Genomic DNA, 17,930 nt, shown 5'->3' with positions numbered 1-17,930 from the left:
GAGGGTTCGTCCGTACCGGTTCCGCCGGACGGAGCGGTCCCTCGCACCTTCACCACGGCCCATCACCCCCTGGGTCGTCCTGAAGGAGGCAGCAAGGAATGTTCAGACGTCCACACTGGAGGCGCACCGCCAGATCCCTGGTGAGCGCCGGCGCGGCGGCGGTTCTCGTCGCCACAGCGCTGGCGGCCACGGGATCAGGCGCCCAGGCCGCGTCCGGCGGCTTCGGCGCCGGTGCGCCCTCCCCGGCGGACAAGATCCGGCCGGAACTCACCAAGCAGCTTGAGGGCAAGAGCGAGAGCGACTTCTGGATCCGGTTCAAGGACCGGGCGGACCTCAGCCAGGCCAGCAAGATCAAGGACTGGAACGAGCGGGGCGCGGCCGTCGTGGCGGCCCTGAAGAAGACCGCCGCCAACAGCCAGGCCAAGGTCGCGGCCGAGCTGAACAGCTCGGGCACGAAGTACCAGACCTTCTGGGCCACCAACGCGATCCGGGTCAGCGGCGGCTCGCTGTCCATGGCGCAGAACATCGCCGCCCACTCCGAGGTGGAGGCCCTCTACGCGCCGGTCGCGTACGAGGTGCCCAAGACCAGCAAGGGCGACACCGAGAAGGTCGTGAACGCCCTCGAGTGGGGCGTCGCGAACATCAACGCCGACGACGTCTGGTCCCAGTACGGCGTCAACGGGCAGGGCGTCACCATCGCCAACATCGACACCGGTGTGCAGTTCGACCACCCGGCCCTGGTGAACTCCTACCGTGGCAACAACGGCGACGGCACGTTCGACCACAACTACAACTGGTTCAACGCCGCCGGCACCTGCGCCACGCCCTGCGACGGGGACGGCCACGGCACCCACACCATGGGCACCATGGCCGGCTCGGACGGCGGCGCCAACCAGATCGGCGTCGCCCCGGGCGTCAAGTGGATCGCGGCGAACGGCTGCTGCCCCAGCGACGCGGCGCTGGTCACCTCCGGCCAGTGGATGCTCGAGCCGACCGACCTGAACGGCCAGAACCCGGACGTCAGCAAGCGGCCGAACATCATCAACAACTCGTGGGGCACGCGGGTCCCGTCCAACGACCCGTTCATGGAGGACGTGACCCTGGCCTGGAAGGCGTCGGGCATCTTCGGCGTCTTCTCCAACGGCAACAACGGCCCGGGCTGCGCGACCAGCGGCTCCCCGGGCAGCCTGGCCAGCAACTACTCCGCCGGCGCGTACGACGTCAACAACAACATCGCCAGCTTCTCGAGCCGTGGGCCCGGGCAGAACGGCGAGATCAAGCCCAACATCTCGGCACCGGGCGTGAACGTCCGGTCGAGCATCCCGGGCAACGCGTACGCCAGCATCAGCGGCACCTCGATGGCCGCGCCGCACCTCGCGGGCGCCATCGCGCTGCTCTGGTCGGCGGCGCCGGCTCTGGTCGGCGACGTCGACGCCACCCGCGCCCTGCTGGACAACACGGCGACCGACAGCCCGGACTCGCAGTGCGGCGGCACCGACGACGACAACAACGTCTTCGGTGAGGGCCGGCTCGACGCGCTCGCGCTGCTCAACGCGGCCCCCATCGGCGACACCGGCACCCTGGCCGGCACCGTCACCGACGCGGGCAGCGGCGCCCCGCTGCAGGGTGCCACCGTCGCCGTGACCGGCCCGGCCGACCGCGAGCTCACCACCGGTGCGGACGGGAAGTTCTCGTCCCTGCTTCCGGCCGGTGACTACCAGGTCGCCGTGTCGGCGTTCGGCTACGCGCAGAAGACCGTGTCGGCGACGGTGAACACGAACGCGACCACCACGGTCAACGTCGCTCTCGACGCGGTGCCGAGCGTCACCGTGAGCGGCGCCGTCACCGACGGCTCCGGACACGGGTGGCCGCTCTACGCCAAGGTCACGGTCGACGGCCCGGGCGGGCTGTCGGACTACACGACCCCGGGCAACGGCCGCTACAGCCTGAACCTGCCGGCCGGGGCGACGTACACCCTGAAGGTCGAGTCGGTCTACCCGGGCTACGAGACGGTGACGAAGGAGGTGGTCGTCGCCTCGCGCAACGTCACCGCCAACATCGCCGTTCCGGTGCGGTCCGACTCCTGCACCACGGCGCCGGGCTACGTCTACGGCTCCGACGGCGAGTACGAGACGTTCGACGGCGCCACGTCGCCGAGCGGCTGGTCGGTGGTGGACCACGCCGGCACCGGCCAGGTCTGGAAGTTCACCGACGACGCCAACCGGGGCAACCGCACCGGTGGCAACGGTGGCTTCGCCATCGTCGACAGCGACCGCTACGGGTCGGGCGGGCGGCAGGACACCTCCCTCGTCAGCCCGGTCGTCGACCTGAACGACGTCGCCGCTCCGGTGATCCGGTTCCGCCAGGACTTCAACTGGCTCGGCCCGGAGACCGCCGACGTCGACCTGAGCGTCGACGGCGGCGAGACCTGGACCAACGTGCTGCGGCAGAAGCAGGACATCGCGGGTCCGCGGGTGACCGAGGTGGCCGTCCCGCAGGCGGCGGGCCAGTCGCAGGTGCGGGTGCGGTTCCACTACTACGACGCCTCGTGGGAGTGGTGGTGGCAGGTCGACGACGTGCTGATCGGCAGCGAGGTCACCTGCGAGCCGGTCAACGGTGCCCTGGTGTTCGGTCACGTGCGTGACCGCAACACGAGCGGCTACGTCAACGGCGCGACCGTGACCAGCGCCGACAAGCCGACGGAGAAGGCCACCACGGTGGCGACGCCGGACGACACCGGTCTCGAGGACGGCTTCTACTGGATGTTCTCCTCGCTGACCGGCACCCACAAGTTCACCGCGACGGCTGCCAACTACGTCAGCCTGAGCAAGAACGTGGACGTCGAGGCCGACTGGGCGACCAACGCGAGCTTCCAGCTCAAGGCCGGCCAGCTCTCGGTGACCCCGGCCACGCTGAGCGCCAACGTCCAGATGCCCACGGGCAAGACCAGCAAGACGTTCACCGTGACCAACACCGGCGGGGCGCCGGTCGACGTCGAGTTCGGTGAGCGCGACGCCGGCTTCGAACTCCTGCGGGCCGACGGATCCCGTTTGAGCCAGCAGCAGGTGCTCGGGTCCGAGGGCGCGCCGGAGCAGCGGCTCAAGGTGGCCACGTCGTTCTCCGCCAAGGCCTCCGACAAGGCCTCGACGGCGGTGGCGGCCCAGGCCGGCCCGCAGGCCGACCCGTGGACGAACCTTCCCGCCTACCCGGCCAACATCATGGACAACCGGGTGGTGAACCTCGACGGCAAGGTCTACTCGATCGGTGGTGGTGACGGGAGCGCGTCGACGACGAAGAACTACGTCTACGACCCGATCGCCCAGACCTGGTCGTCGATCGCCGACCTTCCCGAGGCGCGCAACGCGCTGACGGTGGGCGTCGTCGACGGGAAGATCATCGCGACCGGCGGCTGGGCGGCCTCCGGCCCGTCCGGCACCACCTGGTCGTACGACCCCGGCGCCAACACCTGGACCAAGGTGGCCGACAACCCCGCGCCGCGTTCCGCGGCCGGCCAGGCGGTCGTCGACGGCAAGCTCTACGCCGTCGGTGGCTGCACCACCTCGGCCTGCACGCCGATGTCCAGCAGCGTCGTCCGGTACGACCCGGGCAGCGACAGCTGGGAGACCCTGCCCGAGTACCCGAAGTCGGTGGCCTTCGCCTCCTGCGGCGGGATCGACGGCAAGGTCTACTGCAGCGGCGGCAACGACGGCGCCAGCGCGCACAAGGCCAGCTACGTCTTCGACCCGGGCGCCAACACCTGGAGCCCGATCGCGGACGCGCCGGTCGACGCCTGGGCCAGCTCCTTCGCCGTCGCGAACGGCAAGCTGCTGGTCGTCGGTGGTGTGCAGGCCGGTGCCGTCACCAACGCCGGTTTCGCGTACGACCCGAGCACCGAGTCCTGGTCGACCCTGCCGAACGCCAACGCCCCGCGGTACCGCGGTGGTGCGGCGTGCGGCTTCTACAAGGTCGGCGGCTCGTCGGGTGGCTTCACCTCGACGCGGGACAGCGAGGTGCTGCCCGGCTTCGAGCAGTGCGCCGCGGAGGCGGGCGACGTCAGCTGGATGACGATCGACAAGTCCGCGGTCACGCTGGCGCCGGGTGAGAAGGTCACGGTCACCGTCGGGATGACGGCGAACGTCGACCAGCCGGGCGCCTACAGCGGCCAGGTCACCATCAAGGAGAACACCCCGTACACGGTGGCTCCGGTCGTCGTGACGATGAACGCGGTGGCTCCGAAGACCTGGGGCAAGCTGATGGGTACGGTCACCGGGAACGGTTGCCAGGGCAGCGCCCCGCTGTCCGGCGCGATCGTCCAGGTCGACTCGTGGGCGAGCTCGCTCACCCTCTCGACGGACGAGCAGGGTAAGTACGCCTACTGGTTGGACCGGCGGAACAACCCGCTGACCATGATCGTCGCCAAGGACGGCTGGAAGCCCCAGACCCGTCAGACGAGGATCAACACCACCACGCCCACGGTGGAGGACTTCGCGTTGTCCCCCATCAAGTGCTGACGCCTGAGCGCTGAGGCACGCAGTTCGGCCCGCCTGGTCGCACCAGGCGGGCCGAACCGCGTCCGGGGCGGCTTCCCGGGCGCCGCGGGCGGCGGTGCGGCCGGCCGCACCGCCGCCCGCGGGGTCAGACCGACGCGAGGCGGAAGCCGACCCCGCGTACCGCGTCGATGGTCGCCGAGGCGTCCAACGTGGCGAGCTTGCGTCGCACCCGGCGCACCACCGAGTGGATGTCGGAGCCGCGCCCGAGGTGCTTGTTGCCCCAGACCTTCAGGTGCAGCCGCTCGTAGGTCCACACCCGACCGGGTGCGCCCACGAGGCACAGGAGAAGGTCGTGCTCCAGGCGGGTCAGTCGGATCTCGCGGTCGAGCCAGCGCACCACGCGACGGTCCGAGTCGACGATCAGGGCGGGCGGGTCGGCCGGCGCCGCGCCGGCCCGCCCGCCGGCGGTCGCGGCGCGTTCGGCACTGCCGGTCAGGGCGCGTGCGGCGCCGGCGGTCACGGCGCGTTCGGCGCCGATCGTGACGGTGTGTTCGGCGCTGCCGGTCACGGCCCGTGCGGCGCCGACGGTGACGGCGTGAGCCGCCGGTTCCGTGGTCGTCGCCACGGCGGCCGGTGACGGCACCACGCCGAGGATCTCGCGCGCCTGTTCGACGCTCGAGACGATGAGGAACGCCTCCGTCCCTCCGAGCAGTTGGGCGAGCTGCCGGCGCGCGGCCGGCGAGGACGCGATGCCGATGACCATGGATGCGACCGGGATCCCCCTCATTCCCCACCTCTTCCGGTTCCCCACTGATACCGGGATGGTTTTGCTGTGACGCGGATCAATCTGGCGGCTGACCTTAGTCGGGCTTGATCTCGGTTCGGTCAACAATATTTGCACGTAGGCAGATATAAATGTTTCGGGCTTCGGCGTCCAGTGGATTCCTGGCACTTTCATGGTGACTTGACCGACTTGAGCGCCGTCGTGTTCCGGACGGGTGGCCAGATCATGTCACCGCTGCAGCCGCCGGAAACCTGCGGAAAAGCACGCCGTTCCGGCTTCCGTCCGGCTCGCCGTGACCTCCGGACGCCGACCCCGAGGGCGGCAACACGTTTCGTCGGACATGTGACGGGAGGAGTTCGTCACACGCGTGAAATGAATCCTGAATGAGTCGGATGAGCGGCCGCCTCAGGCCAATTTGCCGAACATTTTTCGAGGACGGTCGGCGCAGTTACCCTACGGGTCGGTAGGAAATTGAGCGCGGACTCTCGGTAGCGACGGAGACCGATATTTGTCCCACATTGGACGAGGTGTCCCGATGGCCCTTCGTCGGGCGGGACGGGGACCACGGCGCGGGCACCGGGCGACGCGGGCGCGGCGGGCGTCGGCGGAGCCTCTTCTCCTCTAGGCTCGGCCCGGGCCGGTGCGGGTCGCTCCGGCTCGTCGGTCGGGCCGCGACCGGATGACGGCGACAGGGGGAGAGGCTTCATGAAGAAGATCCGGGCGGGGCTGTTCATCTCGCTCGACGGTGTCGTCGAGGCTCCGGACCAGTGGCACTTCCCGTACTTCAACGACGAGATGGGCGCCGCCGTGGGCAGTCAGCTCGACGGCGCCGACACGCTGCTGCTCGGCCGCCGGACGTACGACAGCTTCGCGGGCGCGTGGCCGGATCGGGAGACGGCCGGCGACGAGGACGCGGGCTTCGCGAAGACGCTCGGCGACCTGCGGAAGATCGTCGTGTCGCACCAGCCGCTCCAGTTCACCTGGCGCAACTCCGAACAGCTGCGCGGCGACCTCGTGGAGGCGGTCACCGCGCTGAAGCACGAGCCCGGTGACGGGCTCATCGGCATGAGCGGGTCGGTGTCGATCGTCCGGCAGTTGCTGTCCGCCGGGCTGCTGGACGAGCTGCACCTGCTCGTGCACCCGATCGCCGTGCGGTCGGGCATGCGCCTGTTCGAGGAGGGCGGGCCGTCGATCCCGCTCCGCCTGCTGACCTCGCAGACCTTCTCGACGGGCGTGCTCAACCTCGTCTACGCCCCGACCACCCCGGCCGGCGACGCCGGCTACGAGGAGGCCCGGACGCACCTGCCGCAGACCTGAGGCCGCGCGCCGGACCGGCGGGCGGGCGCCCTGCCCGTCCGCCGGCCCGACGGAGCCGGTCAGGTGCGCGCGGGCGACCAGCCGTCGGCGCGAAGCCGGGCGGAATCGGCGCCCTCACCGCTGAACAGCAGTCCGTCGCGGTCGGCCACGACGATCCCGTCGACGTAGACACCGCGTCCCTGGCTCGACACGTCGGTGACGCTGCGCCACCGCAGATGGGTGGCCCCGTCCGGCAGGTCGGCCGTGACCTGCCACCACACCCGGCCGCCGTAGCCGGTGACCGTGCCGTCGCTGCGCCACCGCTGGCCGGCGTGGCGCAGCACCATCGGTACGGGCGCCCACGTCGCGCCGCCGTCGGTGGAGACCTCGACCCGTGCGCTGTCGTACCGCGGCTCGGTGTCGTACCAGAGCAGGAAGCTCGCCGTGCCGCCCCGCGCCGGCCGGCGCAGCGGCGCGGTGAGCGTGGCCGTGGCGGAGTCGCGCTGGTCGGCGCGCCACGCCTCGCGGGTGTGGGGCCGCACGGGCATCGCCTCGGCGAGGTCGCGTGCCACGGCGCGCCGCGCCACGTTGTTGCTGCCCCAGCCGCGGTCCGGGTGCACCCGGTTGCTGAGCAGGATCACGAAGGAGTGGGAGAGCGGGTCGACCACCAGGGACGTCCCCGTGAAGCCGGTGTGCCCGAACGCGACGGGGGAGGAGAGACCCATCATGTACCAGTGCTTGTTCAGCTCGAAGCCGAGGCCGCGGTCGCTCTCCGGGTAGGCCTGCTCCAGCGGCGCGTTGTAGTTGACCAGCATCGCCCGCACCGTCTCCGGCCGCAGGATGCGCCTGCCGCGGTACTCGCCGCCGTTGAGCAGCGACTGGCAGAGCACGGCCAGGTCGGCCGCCGTGGAGAAGACTCCCGCGTGGCCGGCGACGCCCCCGAGCGACCAGGCGTTCTCGTCGTGCACCTCGCCCCAGACCATGCCGCGCCCGGCGTACGGCTGGTACTCGGTGGCGGCGATGCGGGCGCGCCGCTCGGGGCCGGGGTTGTAGCCGGTGTCGGTCATGCCGAGCGGGCCGGTGACGCCGTCGCGGACCAGGTCGGCCAGGGACCGGCCGGTGATCCGCTCGACGAGCACGCCCAGCGCGATCAGGCCGAGGTCGGAGTAGACGTACCGGGTGCCCGGCGGGGCGGTGACCGGTGTGGCGAGCGCCGCCGCGAACCGTCGCTCCGGCGTCGGGTAGGCGCTCCACAGCGGTGTGAACGCCGGTAGGCCGGAGGTGTGGGTGAGCAGCATGCGTACGGTCACCGCCTCCTTGCCTCCGGCGGCGAACTCGGGGACGTAGCGGGCGACCGGGGCGTCCAGGTCCACCCGTCCCCGTTCGACCTGTTGCAGGACCACGATCGTGGTGAACAGCTTCGACACCGACGCCAGGTCGACGATCGTGTCCGGCCGCATCGGGATCTGCTGGTCGGCGGGGAGCTCCACGCCGACCAGTTCCGGCGGCGGCCCCACCTCGCGGTACCGCACGGCGGTGCCCACGGCGGCGTGCTGCACGACGACGCCGTCCTTGGCCGCCAGCACGACGGCGCCCGCGTACGTCGGGTGCCCGGGGTGGTCCGGCGTCGGTTCGAGGTACGCGGCGAGGTCCGCGGGCATGCGCGCCACCTGCTCGGGAAGCAGACCGACCTGGCGGGCGCTGCCGCGCCGGAGCGTGTCGTGCCGGAAGCGGATGTCGGCGGGGGTCACGTCCGGCGCGCCCCACCGGGTGGCCTGTGCGGCCGGCGCGGCGTCGAGGGACGGTCCGGCGGTGGGCGGCGTGGCGGCCGGGTCGGGCGGTGCGGCGGTGGCGCCGGCCGGCGCCGCGGCCACCGCGACGGCCACGGCCAGGCCGATCGTGAGCGCCCGCACTGGTCCGGGCACGGGGGTGTTCCGGTGCGGCATGGTGCCTCCTACCAGGTCAGGCCGTGGCCGTACGGGTACGGCACGCCGCCGTCGGCGGCTGGGATCGCCACGGGCAGGCGCCCGCGCGGCGAGAGCTCCCCGTGCAGCGCGCGCACCAGGGTGTCCATGGCCGCCCGGGTGTACGAGTAGGTGGCCAGGTACGTCCGCACCCCCGGCAGGTGGGCGATGTCGTACGGATCCCGCACCGCCACCACGACGACGGGCCGCCCGGTGGCCAGCAGCGCGGCCACGAGGCGCTGCTGGCTGCCCCGCGGATCGGTCACCGTGGTGTCCCACGCCTTGTTCACGAGCACGACGGTGAGGTCGTGCCCGGCCGCCTCGGCGGCCGTCGCGGCGATGACCGCGTCGGACGGCAGGGTGGCGGGCCGGGCGGTGGCGCGGGCGCCGCGGGCGGTGAACCCCTGCGTGACGGTCTCGATCGGGGCGAAGGCGGCGGTGTTCCAGCCGGTGACGAGCACCGACCGGTCGGCGGGCCGCAGGGGCAGCAGCCCGTCGTCGTTCCGGACCGCGGTGAGCGTGCCGTCGGTGACCCGCGTGACGGCCCGCAGGTGCTCCGGCGCGCCGACCGTCCGCACGGCCGCGTCCACGTCGACCAGTGGCGAGCGGGTCAGGCCCTGCCGGTACTTCAGGGTGAGGATGCGCCGGACCGACTCGTCGATGCGCCGCTCGGACAGCTCCCCGGTGGCCACGGCGCGCAGCACCGCGTCCCGCGCGAGGCGCAGGTCCGGCGGCATCAGGAGCTGGTCGGCGCCGGCCTTCAGTGCCAGCACGGGAACCCGCTCGTCGCCGTACCTCTGTCGTACGGCGGCCATGTTCAGCGCGTCGGTGACGATGACGCCCCGGAAGCCGAGTTCGCCCCGCAGCACGCCGGTGAGGATCCTCGGTGACAGGGTCGCCGGGTCGCCGGACGGGTCGAGGGCGGGCACGACGATGTGGGCCGTCATGATCGACTCGACGCCGGCGCGGATCGCCCGCCGGAACGGCGGCGCGTCGATCCGCTCCCACTCCTGCCGGGTGTGGTTGATGACCGGCAGGTCGGTGTGGCTGTCGTTGTCGGTGTCCCCGTGGCCGGGGAAGTGCTTCGCGACGGCTGTCACGCCGGCGCCGTCCTGGAAGCCGTCGACCTGGGCGGCGGTGAGGTCGGCCACGAGGGCGGGGTCGGAGCCGAACGACCGTACGCCGATCACCGGGTTGGCCGGGTCGACGTTGACGTCCGCGATCGGCGCGTACGGCTGGCGGATGCCGACGGCGCGCAGCTCACGGCCGGTGATCTCCGCGGCGGTGCGCGCGGCCCGGGGTGAGCGGCCCGCGCCCAGGGCCATCGCGCCGGGGAACTGGGCGGCGGGCGGGGGCATCCGCAGCACCACGCCCTGCTCCTGGTCGGTGGAGATCAGCAGGGGCACCCGGCCCTTGCGCCCGTCGCCCAGCGCCGCGCGTTGCAGTCCGTTGGAGAGGGTGGCGATCTGCCGGGGGCTGTCCAGGTTGTGCGACCAGGAGAAGTAGCAGACGCCACCGAGGTGGTACTCCTCGACCACCTCGGCGGGGGTCTCGACCCCGAACGCGGCCCGGTTGGCGGCGCGGTCGGCGGCGCTGGGCTCGGTGGCGTCGGCGCCGTAGACGTACGTGGCGAAGAGCTGCCCGACCTTCTGTTCGAGGCTCATGTGCCGCAGCGTCGAGGTGACCCAGCCGTGCTCGCCGGCGGGCGCGGGCGGCGCGGACGCCCGTACCGGCAGCGGCGCGAGGGTGGCACTCAGGACGGCGACCAGGACGGATGCGATGGCGAGACGGGCCTTCATAGACGACTGCCTCTCAGTCCGGATGGCTGAAACTTAGCTACACGTCTATGAATCGTCAAGAAGGTTTGCTACATCGCCCCCGCGCGGTCACCCGGCCGCGGCCCCTCGCGGATCACCGCCGGTGCCACTAGAGTCGACGGCAGCAATTCCCGTGGATCGATCCGGGTCACCCCACCACGGTGAGGAGCGCGGCATGCAGCTGCCCGAAGGCGTCGAGGTCGTCGGCCCCCGGCACGACCGCTACGAGGAGATCCTCACCCCGCCGGCGCTGGCGTTCGTGGCGGAGCTGCACCGCGCCTTCGACGCCCGCCGCCGCGACCTGCTCGCCGCCCGTGCCGCCCGCGTCGCCGCGCTGGCGGCCGGCGGATCGCTGGACTTCCTCCCGCACACCCGGCATGTCCGGGACGGCGACTGGCGGGTGGCGCCGCCCGCCCCCGGGCTCGTGGACCGGCGCGTGGAGATCACCGGGCCGACCGACGCCAAGATGACCGTCAACGCGCTCAACTCCGGCGCGAAGGTGTGGCTCGCCGACCTCGAGGACGCCAACACGCCCCGGTGGGAGAACGTCATCGGCGGCCAGCTCAACCTGCGCGACGCCGTCGACCGCACGCTCACCCACACCGCGCTCGACGGCCGGCGCTACACGCTGCACGACGGCGACCTGGCCACGATCGTGGTCCGGCCGCGCGGCTGGCACCTCACCGAGAAGCACATCCTCGTCGACGGCGAACGCACCTCGGGCAGCCTCGTCGACTTCGCCCTCTACCTCTTCCACTGCGCGCGGCGTCAGCTCGACCGCGGCCACGGCCCCTACTTCTACCTGCCGAAGATGGAGAGCCACCTCGAGGCGCGGCTCTGGAACGACGTGTTCCTGTCCGCCCAGGACCACCTCGGCCTACCGCGCGGCACGATCCGCGCCACGGTGCTCATCGAGACCTACCCGGCGGCGTTCGAGATGGACGAGATCCTCTACGAGCTGCGCGAGCACGCCGTCGGGCTCAACGCCGGCCGGTGGGACTACATGTTCAGCGTCATCAAGACGTTCCGCACCCGGGGGCGCGACTTCCTCCTGCCCGACCGCAACGCGGTGACGATGACCGCGCCGTTCATGCGCGCGTACACCGAACTGCTGGTGCGGACCTGCCACCGGCGGGGCGCGCACGCCATCGGCGGCATGGCCGCGTTCATCCCGAGCCGCCGCGACCCGCAGGTCAACGAGACGGCGCTCGCGAAGGTCCGCGAGGACAAGACCCGCGAGGCGGGCGACGGGTTCGACGGCTCCTGGGTGGCCCACCCCGACCTCGTGCCGGTCTGCCGCGAGGTCTTCGACGCCGTCCTCGGCGACCGGCCCCACCAGATCGACCGGACCCGGGAGGACGTGCACGTCACGGCCGCCCAGCTGCTCGACGTCCGGGCCACGCCGGGCCGGCGCACCGAGGCGGGGCTGCGCAACGCCGTGAGCGTCGGCATCCAGTACCTGACGAGCTGGCTGCGGGGCACGGGCGCGGTGGCCATCTTCCACCTCATGGAGGACGCCGCCACGGCCGAGATCTCCCGCTCCCAGGTGTGGCAGTGGCTGCACAACGGCGTCGCGCTCGACGACACCGGCGCGACGGTCGACCGGGCCCTGGTGGAGCGCCTCGCCGACGAGGAGCTGGCGAAGCTCCCCGGCGACCCGGCCGACCACGCCGCGGCGCGGGCGCTGTTCCTGGAGGTCGCCGTGGCGGACGACTTCGTCGACTTCCTCACCCTGCCCGCGTACGAACGGATGCCCTGACAGCCGACACCTGACACCTGCGGCCCGCACGGGAGGCGGCGATGACCACGACGGACGTCAGCACCCTCGCCGCGACCCTGCGGGCCGTGCTCGGTGACCACCAGGTGATCACCGACCGGCAGGAGCTGCGCACCTACGAGTGCGACGGGCTCGCCCAGTACCGGGTGGTCCCCGCCCTCGTGGCGCTGCCCCGCACCGCCGCCGAGTGCGCGGCGACGGTCCGGGCCTGCGTCGACGCCGGCGTGCCGTTCGTGGCCCGCGGCTCGGGCACCGGCCTGTCCGGCGGCGCGCTCCCGCACGCCGACGGGGTGCTGATCGTGACGTCCCAGATGCGGGCGATCCGCGAGATCGCCCCCGCCGACGAGCGGGCCGTGGTGGAGCCGGGAGTCATCAACCTCCACGTGAGCCGCGCCGCGGCCCCCTACGGCTACCACTACGCGCCGGACCCGTCGAGTCAGCAGGTCTGCTCGATCGGCGGCAACGTCGCCGAGAACTCCGGCGGCGCACACTGCCTGAAGTACGGCTTCACCACCAACCACGTCACCGGGCTGGAGGTGGTCACACCGGACGGTGACCTGGTGCGCCTCGGCGGCCGCGCGCCCGACGCACCCGGCTACGACCTGCTGGGCGCCTTCGTCGGCTCCGAGGGGACGCTCGGCATCACCACGGAGGTCACCGTGCGGCTCACCCGCTCACCGGAGTCGGTGCGGACGCTGCTGGCCGGCTTCACCGGCACCGACCAGGCCGGCGCGGCGACCTCGGCGATCATCGCGGCCGGCGTGGTCCCCGCGGCCATCGAGATGATGGACGCGCTCGCCATCGAGGCCGCCGAGGCGGCCGTGCGGTGCGGGTACCCGGCCGGCGCCGGCGCCGTGCTGATCGTCGAGCTGGACGGCCCCGCCGCCGAGGTCGACGCCCAGTTCGCCGACGTGGAGCGGCTCTGCCGCGACAACGGCGCCACCGAGATCCGCGTCGCCGCCGACGACGCCGAGCGGGCCCTCATCTGGAAGGGCCGCAAGTCCGCCTTCGCGGCGGTCGGCCGGATCAGCCCGGACTACATCGTCCAGGACGGGGTCATCCCGCGTACGGCGCTGCCCGAGGTGCTGCGCCGCATCGCGGAGATCTCGGCGCGCCACGGGGTGCGGGTCGCCAACGTGTTCCACGCCGGCGACGGCAACCTGCACCCGCTCGTCCTCTTCGACGACGCCGTGCCCGGCCAGGCCGAGCGGGCCGAGGAGGTCTCCGCCGCGATCCTCGACATCTGCCTGGCGCAGGGCGGTTCCATCACGGGCGAGCACGGCGTCGGCATGGACAAGGTGAGCTTCATGCCCCGCATGTACACCGACGACGACCTCGACACCATGCAGCTGCTGCGGTGCGCCTTCGACCCGCGCGGGCTCGCCAACCCGGGCAAGGTATTCCCGACGCCCCGGCTCTGCGGGGAGGTTCCCGGCCGGCGCAGAGGCGTCCACCCGGTGCAGGAGGCCGGCCTCGCGGAGGTGTTCTGATGGCCGGGGACGTCCTCGCCGCCCTCCGCGCGGCGGCCGGCGAGGCGACCGGCCCGGCCGACGACGGAGCCCGTCCGGCCGGTCCGGACGGACCCGACGCCGCGGTGGTCCGGCCCGCCGGGGACGAGGACGTGGTGGCGGGCGTCCGTCCCCGGTACGTGGCCGCGCCCGGCTCCATGGCGGAGGCCGCCGCGCTGGTGCGGGTCGCCGCGGCCCGGGGCCTCGCCGTGGTGGTGCGCGGTGCCGGCACCAGACAGGACTGGGCGAACCCGCCACGCCGTCTGGACCTGCTGCTGGACACCCGCCGGCTCGCCGGCGTCGTGGAGCACGCGGCCGGTGACCTCATCGTCGTCGTCCGGGCCGGCACCCCGGTGGCGGAACTCCAGGCGGCGCTGGCCACCGCCGGCCAGCACCTCGCGCTCGACACGCCGCTGCCGCCGGGCGCGGCGTCCACCGTGGGCGGCGTCGTGGCCACGAACACGAGCGGACCCCGCCGGATGCGGTACGGCACTGTCCGGGACCTGCTGATCGGGATCACCGTCGTCCGGCCCGACGGTGTGGTGGCCCGCGCCGGCGGCAAGGTCGTGAAGAACGTGGCCGGTTACGACCTCGGGAAGCTGTTCACCGGCGCGTACGGCACCCTGGGGCTGGTGGCCGAGTGCGCGTTCCGGCTGCACCCGCTGCCCGCCGCGCGGGCCTTCCTGACCCGCCGGGCCGGCGACGCCGCCGAGGCGGGGCGCCTCGCCGCCGCCGTCCTCGCCGCCCAGGTGGTGCCGAGCGCGCTGGAGGTCGACGCGGCGCCCGACGGCCGTACGGAGGTGGCCGTGCTGCTGGAGGGCACGCCCCGGGGGGTGAAGGAGCGGGCCGCGGCGACGCGTGCGCTGCTCGGCGGGGCCACCGTCGCCGACGAGCCGCCGCCCTGGTGGTCGTCCTACCCGTGGCGCCCCGGCGACGTCGGGCTCACGCTCACGGCCGCCCTGTCCGGCGTTCCCCGGCTGCTCGCGGCCGCCGCCGAGGCGCGGCGCCGGCACGGGGTGGCGCTGGCCGTCCGCGGCTCGGCCGGCGCCGGGGTCCTGCACGCCGGCCTGCCCAGCGCCACCCCGCCCGACGTGGTGGCCCGGACCGTGGCGGAGTTGCGGGTCGTCGCCGGGTCGGCCGGTGGGCACGCCGTGGTGCTCACCGCGCCGCCGCAGGTGCGGGAGCGGGTCGACCTGTGGGGCCCCGTCGACGGCCTGCACCTGATGCGCCGGGTCAAGGCGCAGTTCGACCCGGACGCCCGCTTCGCGCCCGGGCGCTTCGTGGGAGGGATCTGAGGTGAGCGGCATCCCCGACCAGCGTGGACGACCGGTGCCCCGCGACGTGCTGGGGCCGGTCGCCCCGGCGCCGGGCGAGCCGGCCTTCGACGACGACCACCCACCCCGGCGGGAGCTGGTCGACGACTGCGTCCACTGTGGTTTCTGCCTGCCCACCTGCCCCACGTACGTGCTGTGGGGAGAGGAGATGGACTCGCCGCGCGGCCGGATCCACCTCATGGAGCAGGGGCTCGACGGCGAGCCGCTGAGCCCGTCGATGGTCGCCCACGTCGACCGCTGTCTGGGCTGCATGGCGTGCGTCACCGCCTGCCCGTCCGGCGTGCGGTACGACCGGCTCATCGAGGACACCCGCCAGCAGGTGGAGCGGCGGCACCGCCGGCCCCGCCGCGAGCGGGCGCTGCGCGCCGCCGTCTTCGCGCTCTTCCCGTACCCGCGACGGCTGCGCCTGCTGCGCGGGCCGCTGCGGGCGTACCAGGCCACCGGCCTGCGCGCGCTGGTCCGCCGCACCGGGCTGCTGCCGCGCCTGGCGCCCACGCTCGCCGCGCTGGACGCGCTGGCGCCCCCGATCGGGCGCGCCGCCCGCGTCCCGCGCCGGGTGCCCGCGCGGGGAACCCGGCGCGCCCGGGTCGGCATGCTCACCGGCTGCGTGCAGCACGCCTTCTTCCCGCAGGTGAACGCGGCCACCGCCCGGGTCCTCGCCGCCGAGGGGTGCGAGGTGCTGATCCTCCCCGAGCGGCAGGGCTGCTGCGGGGCGCTGAGCGTCCACAACGGCCGGCGGGCCGAGGCGCGGCGGTTCGCCCGGGCCCTGCTCGACGTCTTCGACTCCGCGGGCGTCGACTTCTTCGTGGTCAACGCCGCGGGCTGCGGTTCGGCCCTCAAGGACTACGGGGAACTGCTCGCCGACGACCCCGCGTACGCCGACCGGGCCGCCGCGTTCGCGGCGTCGGTGCGCGATCTCTCCGAGCTGCTCGTGGAGCTGGGTCCGGTGGCGCCGCGCCACCCGCTGCCGGTGACCGTCGCCTACCACGACGCCTGCCACCTGGCGCACGCCCAGGGCGTGCGGGCGCAGCCGCGGGAACTGCTGGCCGCCGTCCCGGGCCTCGCCGTGCGGGAGATCGCCGACCCCGAGATCTGCTGCGGGTCGGCCGGGGTGTGGAACGTCCTGAACCCGGAGCCCGCCGGGCAGCTGGGCGAGCGCAAGGCCGCCCACGTGCTCGCCACCGGCGCCGACCTGCTGGTCACCGCGAACCCCGGCTGTCTGCTCCAGATCGCCTCGGCGGCGCGGCGGCTCGGCCGGCGGCTTCCCGTCGCCCACACCGTCGAGGTGCTGGACGCCTCGATCCACGGCCGGGGTGTCGACGAGCTGCTGCGCTGAACGGGGCCCCTGCCCACCGCAGGGGCCCCTTGCCACCGGTCGCGCCGGCCGCCGGCGGAGATCAGAAGGTGACCAGCGGATCGCCGAGGAAGTCGGCGATGAAGTTGACGAAGAAGAACCCGAAGAAGATGACGTTGACGATCAGCAGTACGTAGTGCCACGGGCGGGGACGCGCGGCACGCGGCAGGCGGCGGTTCAGGTAGATGAGCATGAACGGGAAGATCAGCGCGCCGAGGTTGGACATGTTCGCCGACCACTGCACCAGGCTCACCGGCAGCGCCAGGTGCAGGATGACCGCGATGATCAGGAGCAGCAGGAGCATGAACGGGTAGTAGAAGCGGCGCGGGTCGCCTTCGAGCAGGCGCCGCAGCCGGGGGCTGGTGGCGTGGGCGGCGTCGGTGGTCACCCGCACCATGCCCTCGAAGATCCCGAGCTGCGTGCTGAACAGGATGAGTACGCCGATGACCAGCATGCCGTAGAACATCGCCCGGCCGTACTCCGGTTCGAGGGCGGTGGCGACGAACGTGGGCACCGTCGCCGTGGTGGGCGACTCGCCGGACAACTCGACGGCCTGGGCCATGAGGATCGTCGGCAGCAGCATGCCCAGCATCGCGCCGACGAAGAAGATGCCCCACATGTCGGTGAGCAGCAGCCGGTACCACCGCTTCCAGCGGGCCGCGTTGGCCGGGTCGTCGGGGAAGGTGACCCCGCTGGCCAGCAGTTCCCGCCGGTCACCGCGCAGCCCGGAGATGTAGCCGGTGCGGTAGCCCATGCCGTAGCCCTTGTCCCGGTAGTGGCCCATCACGTACCAGTTCAGGCCGGAGGCCAGCGCCGTGAAGCCGGCGAGCCCGCCCAGTTGGGTGGCCGTGATGCCCTCCGGAGGGGCGGCCGGGGTGACGAACCCGCGGATCCCCTCCCACCACAGGCTGCCGGGCACGACGAGCAGCGTGATGGCCAGCAGCGCCAGCAGGATCGTCCCGACCATCACCCAGTTGGCCAGCTCCAGGGTGCGGCTGATGCGCCGGGCCGCGGCGGTCATCGCGAACACGAGCACGAGCAGGGCGATCGCCCACAGTCGCGGCTCCTCGGCGCCGGCCGGGGGCACCTCGCCGTGGACGAGGGCGTACAGGCCCTGGCCGGCCGAGGCCGCCCAGCCGCCGGCGATGAACGCGAAGATGACCAGGAACACGGCCACCGGCACCCAGAGCAGGTAACCGGGGGGCACGCGCCCCCAGCCGACGACCGGCGCCTCGCCGGTGGCCATCACGTACCGGGACGACTCGACGTTGTAGAACGTCTGGAGCACGGCCGAGACGAGGATGACCCATCCGACTCCGACGAAACCGAACTGACCCACCGCCTGCGGGCCGAGCAACCATTCGCCGCTGCCGATGGAGATGCCGAGGGCGATGAGGCTCGGGCCCAGCGCGTACTTGAACAACTGGGGGAGGCCGAGCCTGCGTACGCCGAACACCTCTTCCGGTTCGGGCAGGTCCGCGACGGCGAGCGGGGGACGGCTGGTCCCCAGTGGATAGGTGCGGACGTCCGGGGCCTCCGTTACTTCGGTCATGAAGAACCTCCTTGTGGGAAGGGCCCCCCTGACCGTCAATCGTCATGCGGCGTT

General features: G+C 72.9%; 10 protein-coding genes. 6 read left to right on the top strand and 4 right to left on the bottom strand.

From position 1 onward, the window contains the following. The first annotated feature begins 98 nt into the window (after positions 1-98). Positions 99-4,511 carry a S8 family serine peptidase gene (locus D7I43_RS15345; protein ID WP_120329186.1) on the top strand — a complete coding sequence of 1,471 codons (4,413 nt, stop codon included), beginning with the start codon at positions 99-101 and terminating at the stop codon, positions 4,509-4,511. 124 nt (positions 4,512-4,635) lie between these two features. Here the strand turns inward: D7I43_RS15345 and D7I43_RS15340 are convergent, their stop codons facing one another. Then, complete coding sequence (locus tag D7I43_RS15340) at positions 4,636-5,277, bottom strand: winged helix-turn-helix domain-containing protein (protein WP_192902167.1); 642 nt, start codon at positions 5,275-5,277, stop codon at positions 4,636-4,638. A gap of 702 nt (positions 5,278-5,979) precedes the next feature. Here D7I43_RS15340 and D7I43_RS15330 point away from each other — a divergent pair. Next, the gene (locus D7I43_RS15330; protein WP_120329185.1) at positions 5,980-6,591 is read left to right on the top strand and encodes a dihydrofolate reductase family protein; all 612 of its coding nucleotides are present in this window, start codon (positions 5,980-5,982) and stop codon (positions 6,589-6,591) included. A gap of 59 nt (positions 6,592-6,650) precedes the next feature. Here the strand turns inward: D7I43_RS15330 and D7I43_RS15325 are convergent, their stop codons facing one another. Continuing rightward, positions 6,651-8,516 carry a serine hydrolase domain-containing protein gene (locus D7I43_RS15325; protein ID WP_120329184.1) on the bottom strand — a complete coding sequence of 622 codons (1,866 nt, stop codon included), beginning with the start codon at positions 8,514-8,516 and terminating at the stop codon, positions 6,651-6,653. 8 nt (positions 8,517-8,524) lie between these two features. Beyond that, complete coding sequence (locus D7I43_RS15320) at positions 8,525-10,333, bottom strand: glycoside hydrolase family 3 protein (protein WP_120329183.1); 1,809 nt, start codon at positions 10,331-10,333, stop codon at positions 8,525-8,527. A 193-nt stretch (positions 10,334-10,526) separates the two neighbouring features. Between D7I43_RS15320 and aceB the strand changes: the two genes are divergently transcribed. The 4 genes from aceB to D7I43_RS15300 are packed head-to-tail and all read left to right on the top strand — an operon-like array spanning position 10,527 to position 16,306. Continuing rightward, complete coding sequence (aceB, locus tag D7I43_RS15315; RefSeq protein WP_120329182.1) at positions 10,527-12,110, top strand: malate synthase A; 1,584 nt, start codon at positions 10,527-10,529, stop codon at positions 12,108-12,110. A 41-nt stretch (positions 12,111-12,151) separates the two neighbouring features. Further along, the gene (locus D7I43_RS15310) at positions 12,152-13,618 is read left to right on the top strand and encodes an FAD-linked oxidase C-terminal domain-containing protein (protein WP_120329181.1); all 1,467 of its coding nucleotides are present in this window, start codon (positions 12,152-12,154) and stop codon (positions 13,616-13,618) included. Beyond that, the gene (locus D7I43_RS15305) at positions 13,618-14,931 is read left to right on the top strand and encodes an FAD-binding oxidoreductase (RefSeq protein WP_120329180.1); all 1,314 of its coding nucleotides are present in this window, start codon (positions 13,618-13,620) and stop codon (positions 14,929-14,931) included. Before D7I43_RS15310 ends, D7I43_RS15305 begins: the two co-directional genes overlap by 1 nt. 1 nt (position 14,932) lies before the next feature. Next, positions 14,933-16,306: a (Fe-S)-binding protein gene (locus D7I43_RS15300; protein WP_192902166.1), complete on the top strand. Its 1,374-nt coding sequence runs from the start codon at positions 14,933-14,935 to the stop codon at positions 16,304-16,306. A 61-nt stretch (positions 16,307-16,367) separates the two neighbouring features. Here D7I43_RS15300 and D7I43_RS15295 read toward each other — a convergent pair whose 3' ends face one another. Continuing rightward, positions 16,368-17,876 carry an Nramp family divalent metal transporter gene (locus D7I43_RS15295; protein ID WP_120329179.1) on the bottom strand — a complete coding sequence of 503 codons (1,509 nt, stop codon included), beginning with the start codon at positions 17,874-17,876 and terminating at the stop codon, positions 16,368-16,370. Positions 17,877-17,930 lie beyond the last annotated feature (54 nt).

The sequence above is a fragment of the Micromonospora globbae genome, from assembly GCF_003610785.1.
Classification (GTDB): Bacteria; Actinomycetota; Actinomycetes; order Mycobacteriales; family Micromonosporaceae; genus Micromonospora; species Micromonospora globbae.
This window is presented reverse-complemented; position numbering and strand designations above follow the sequence as displayed.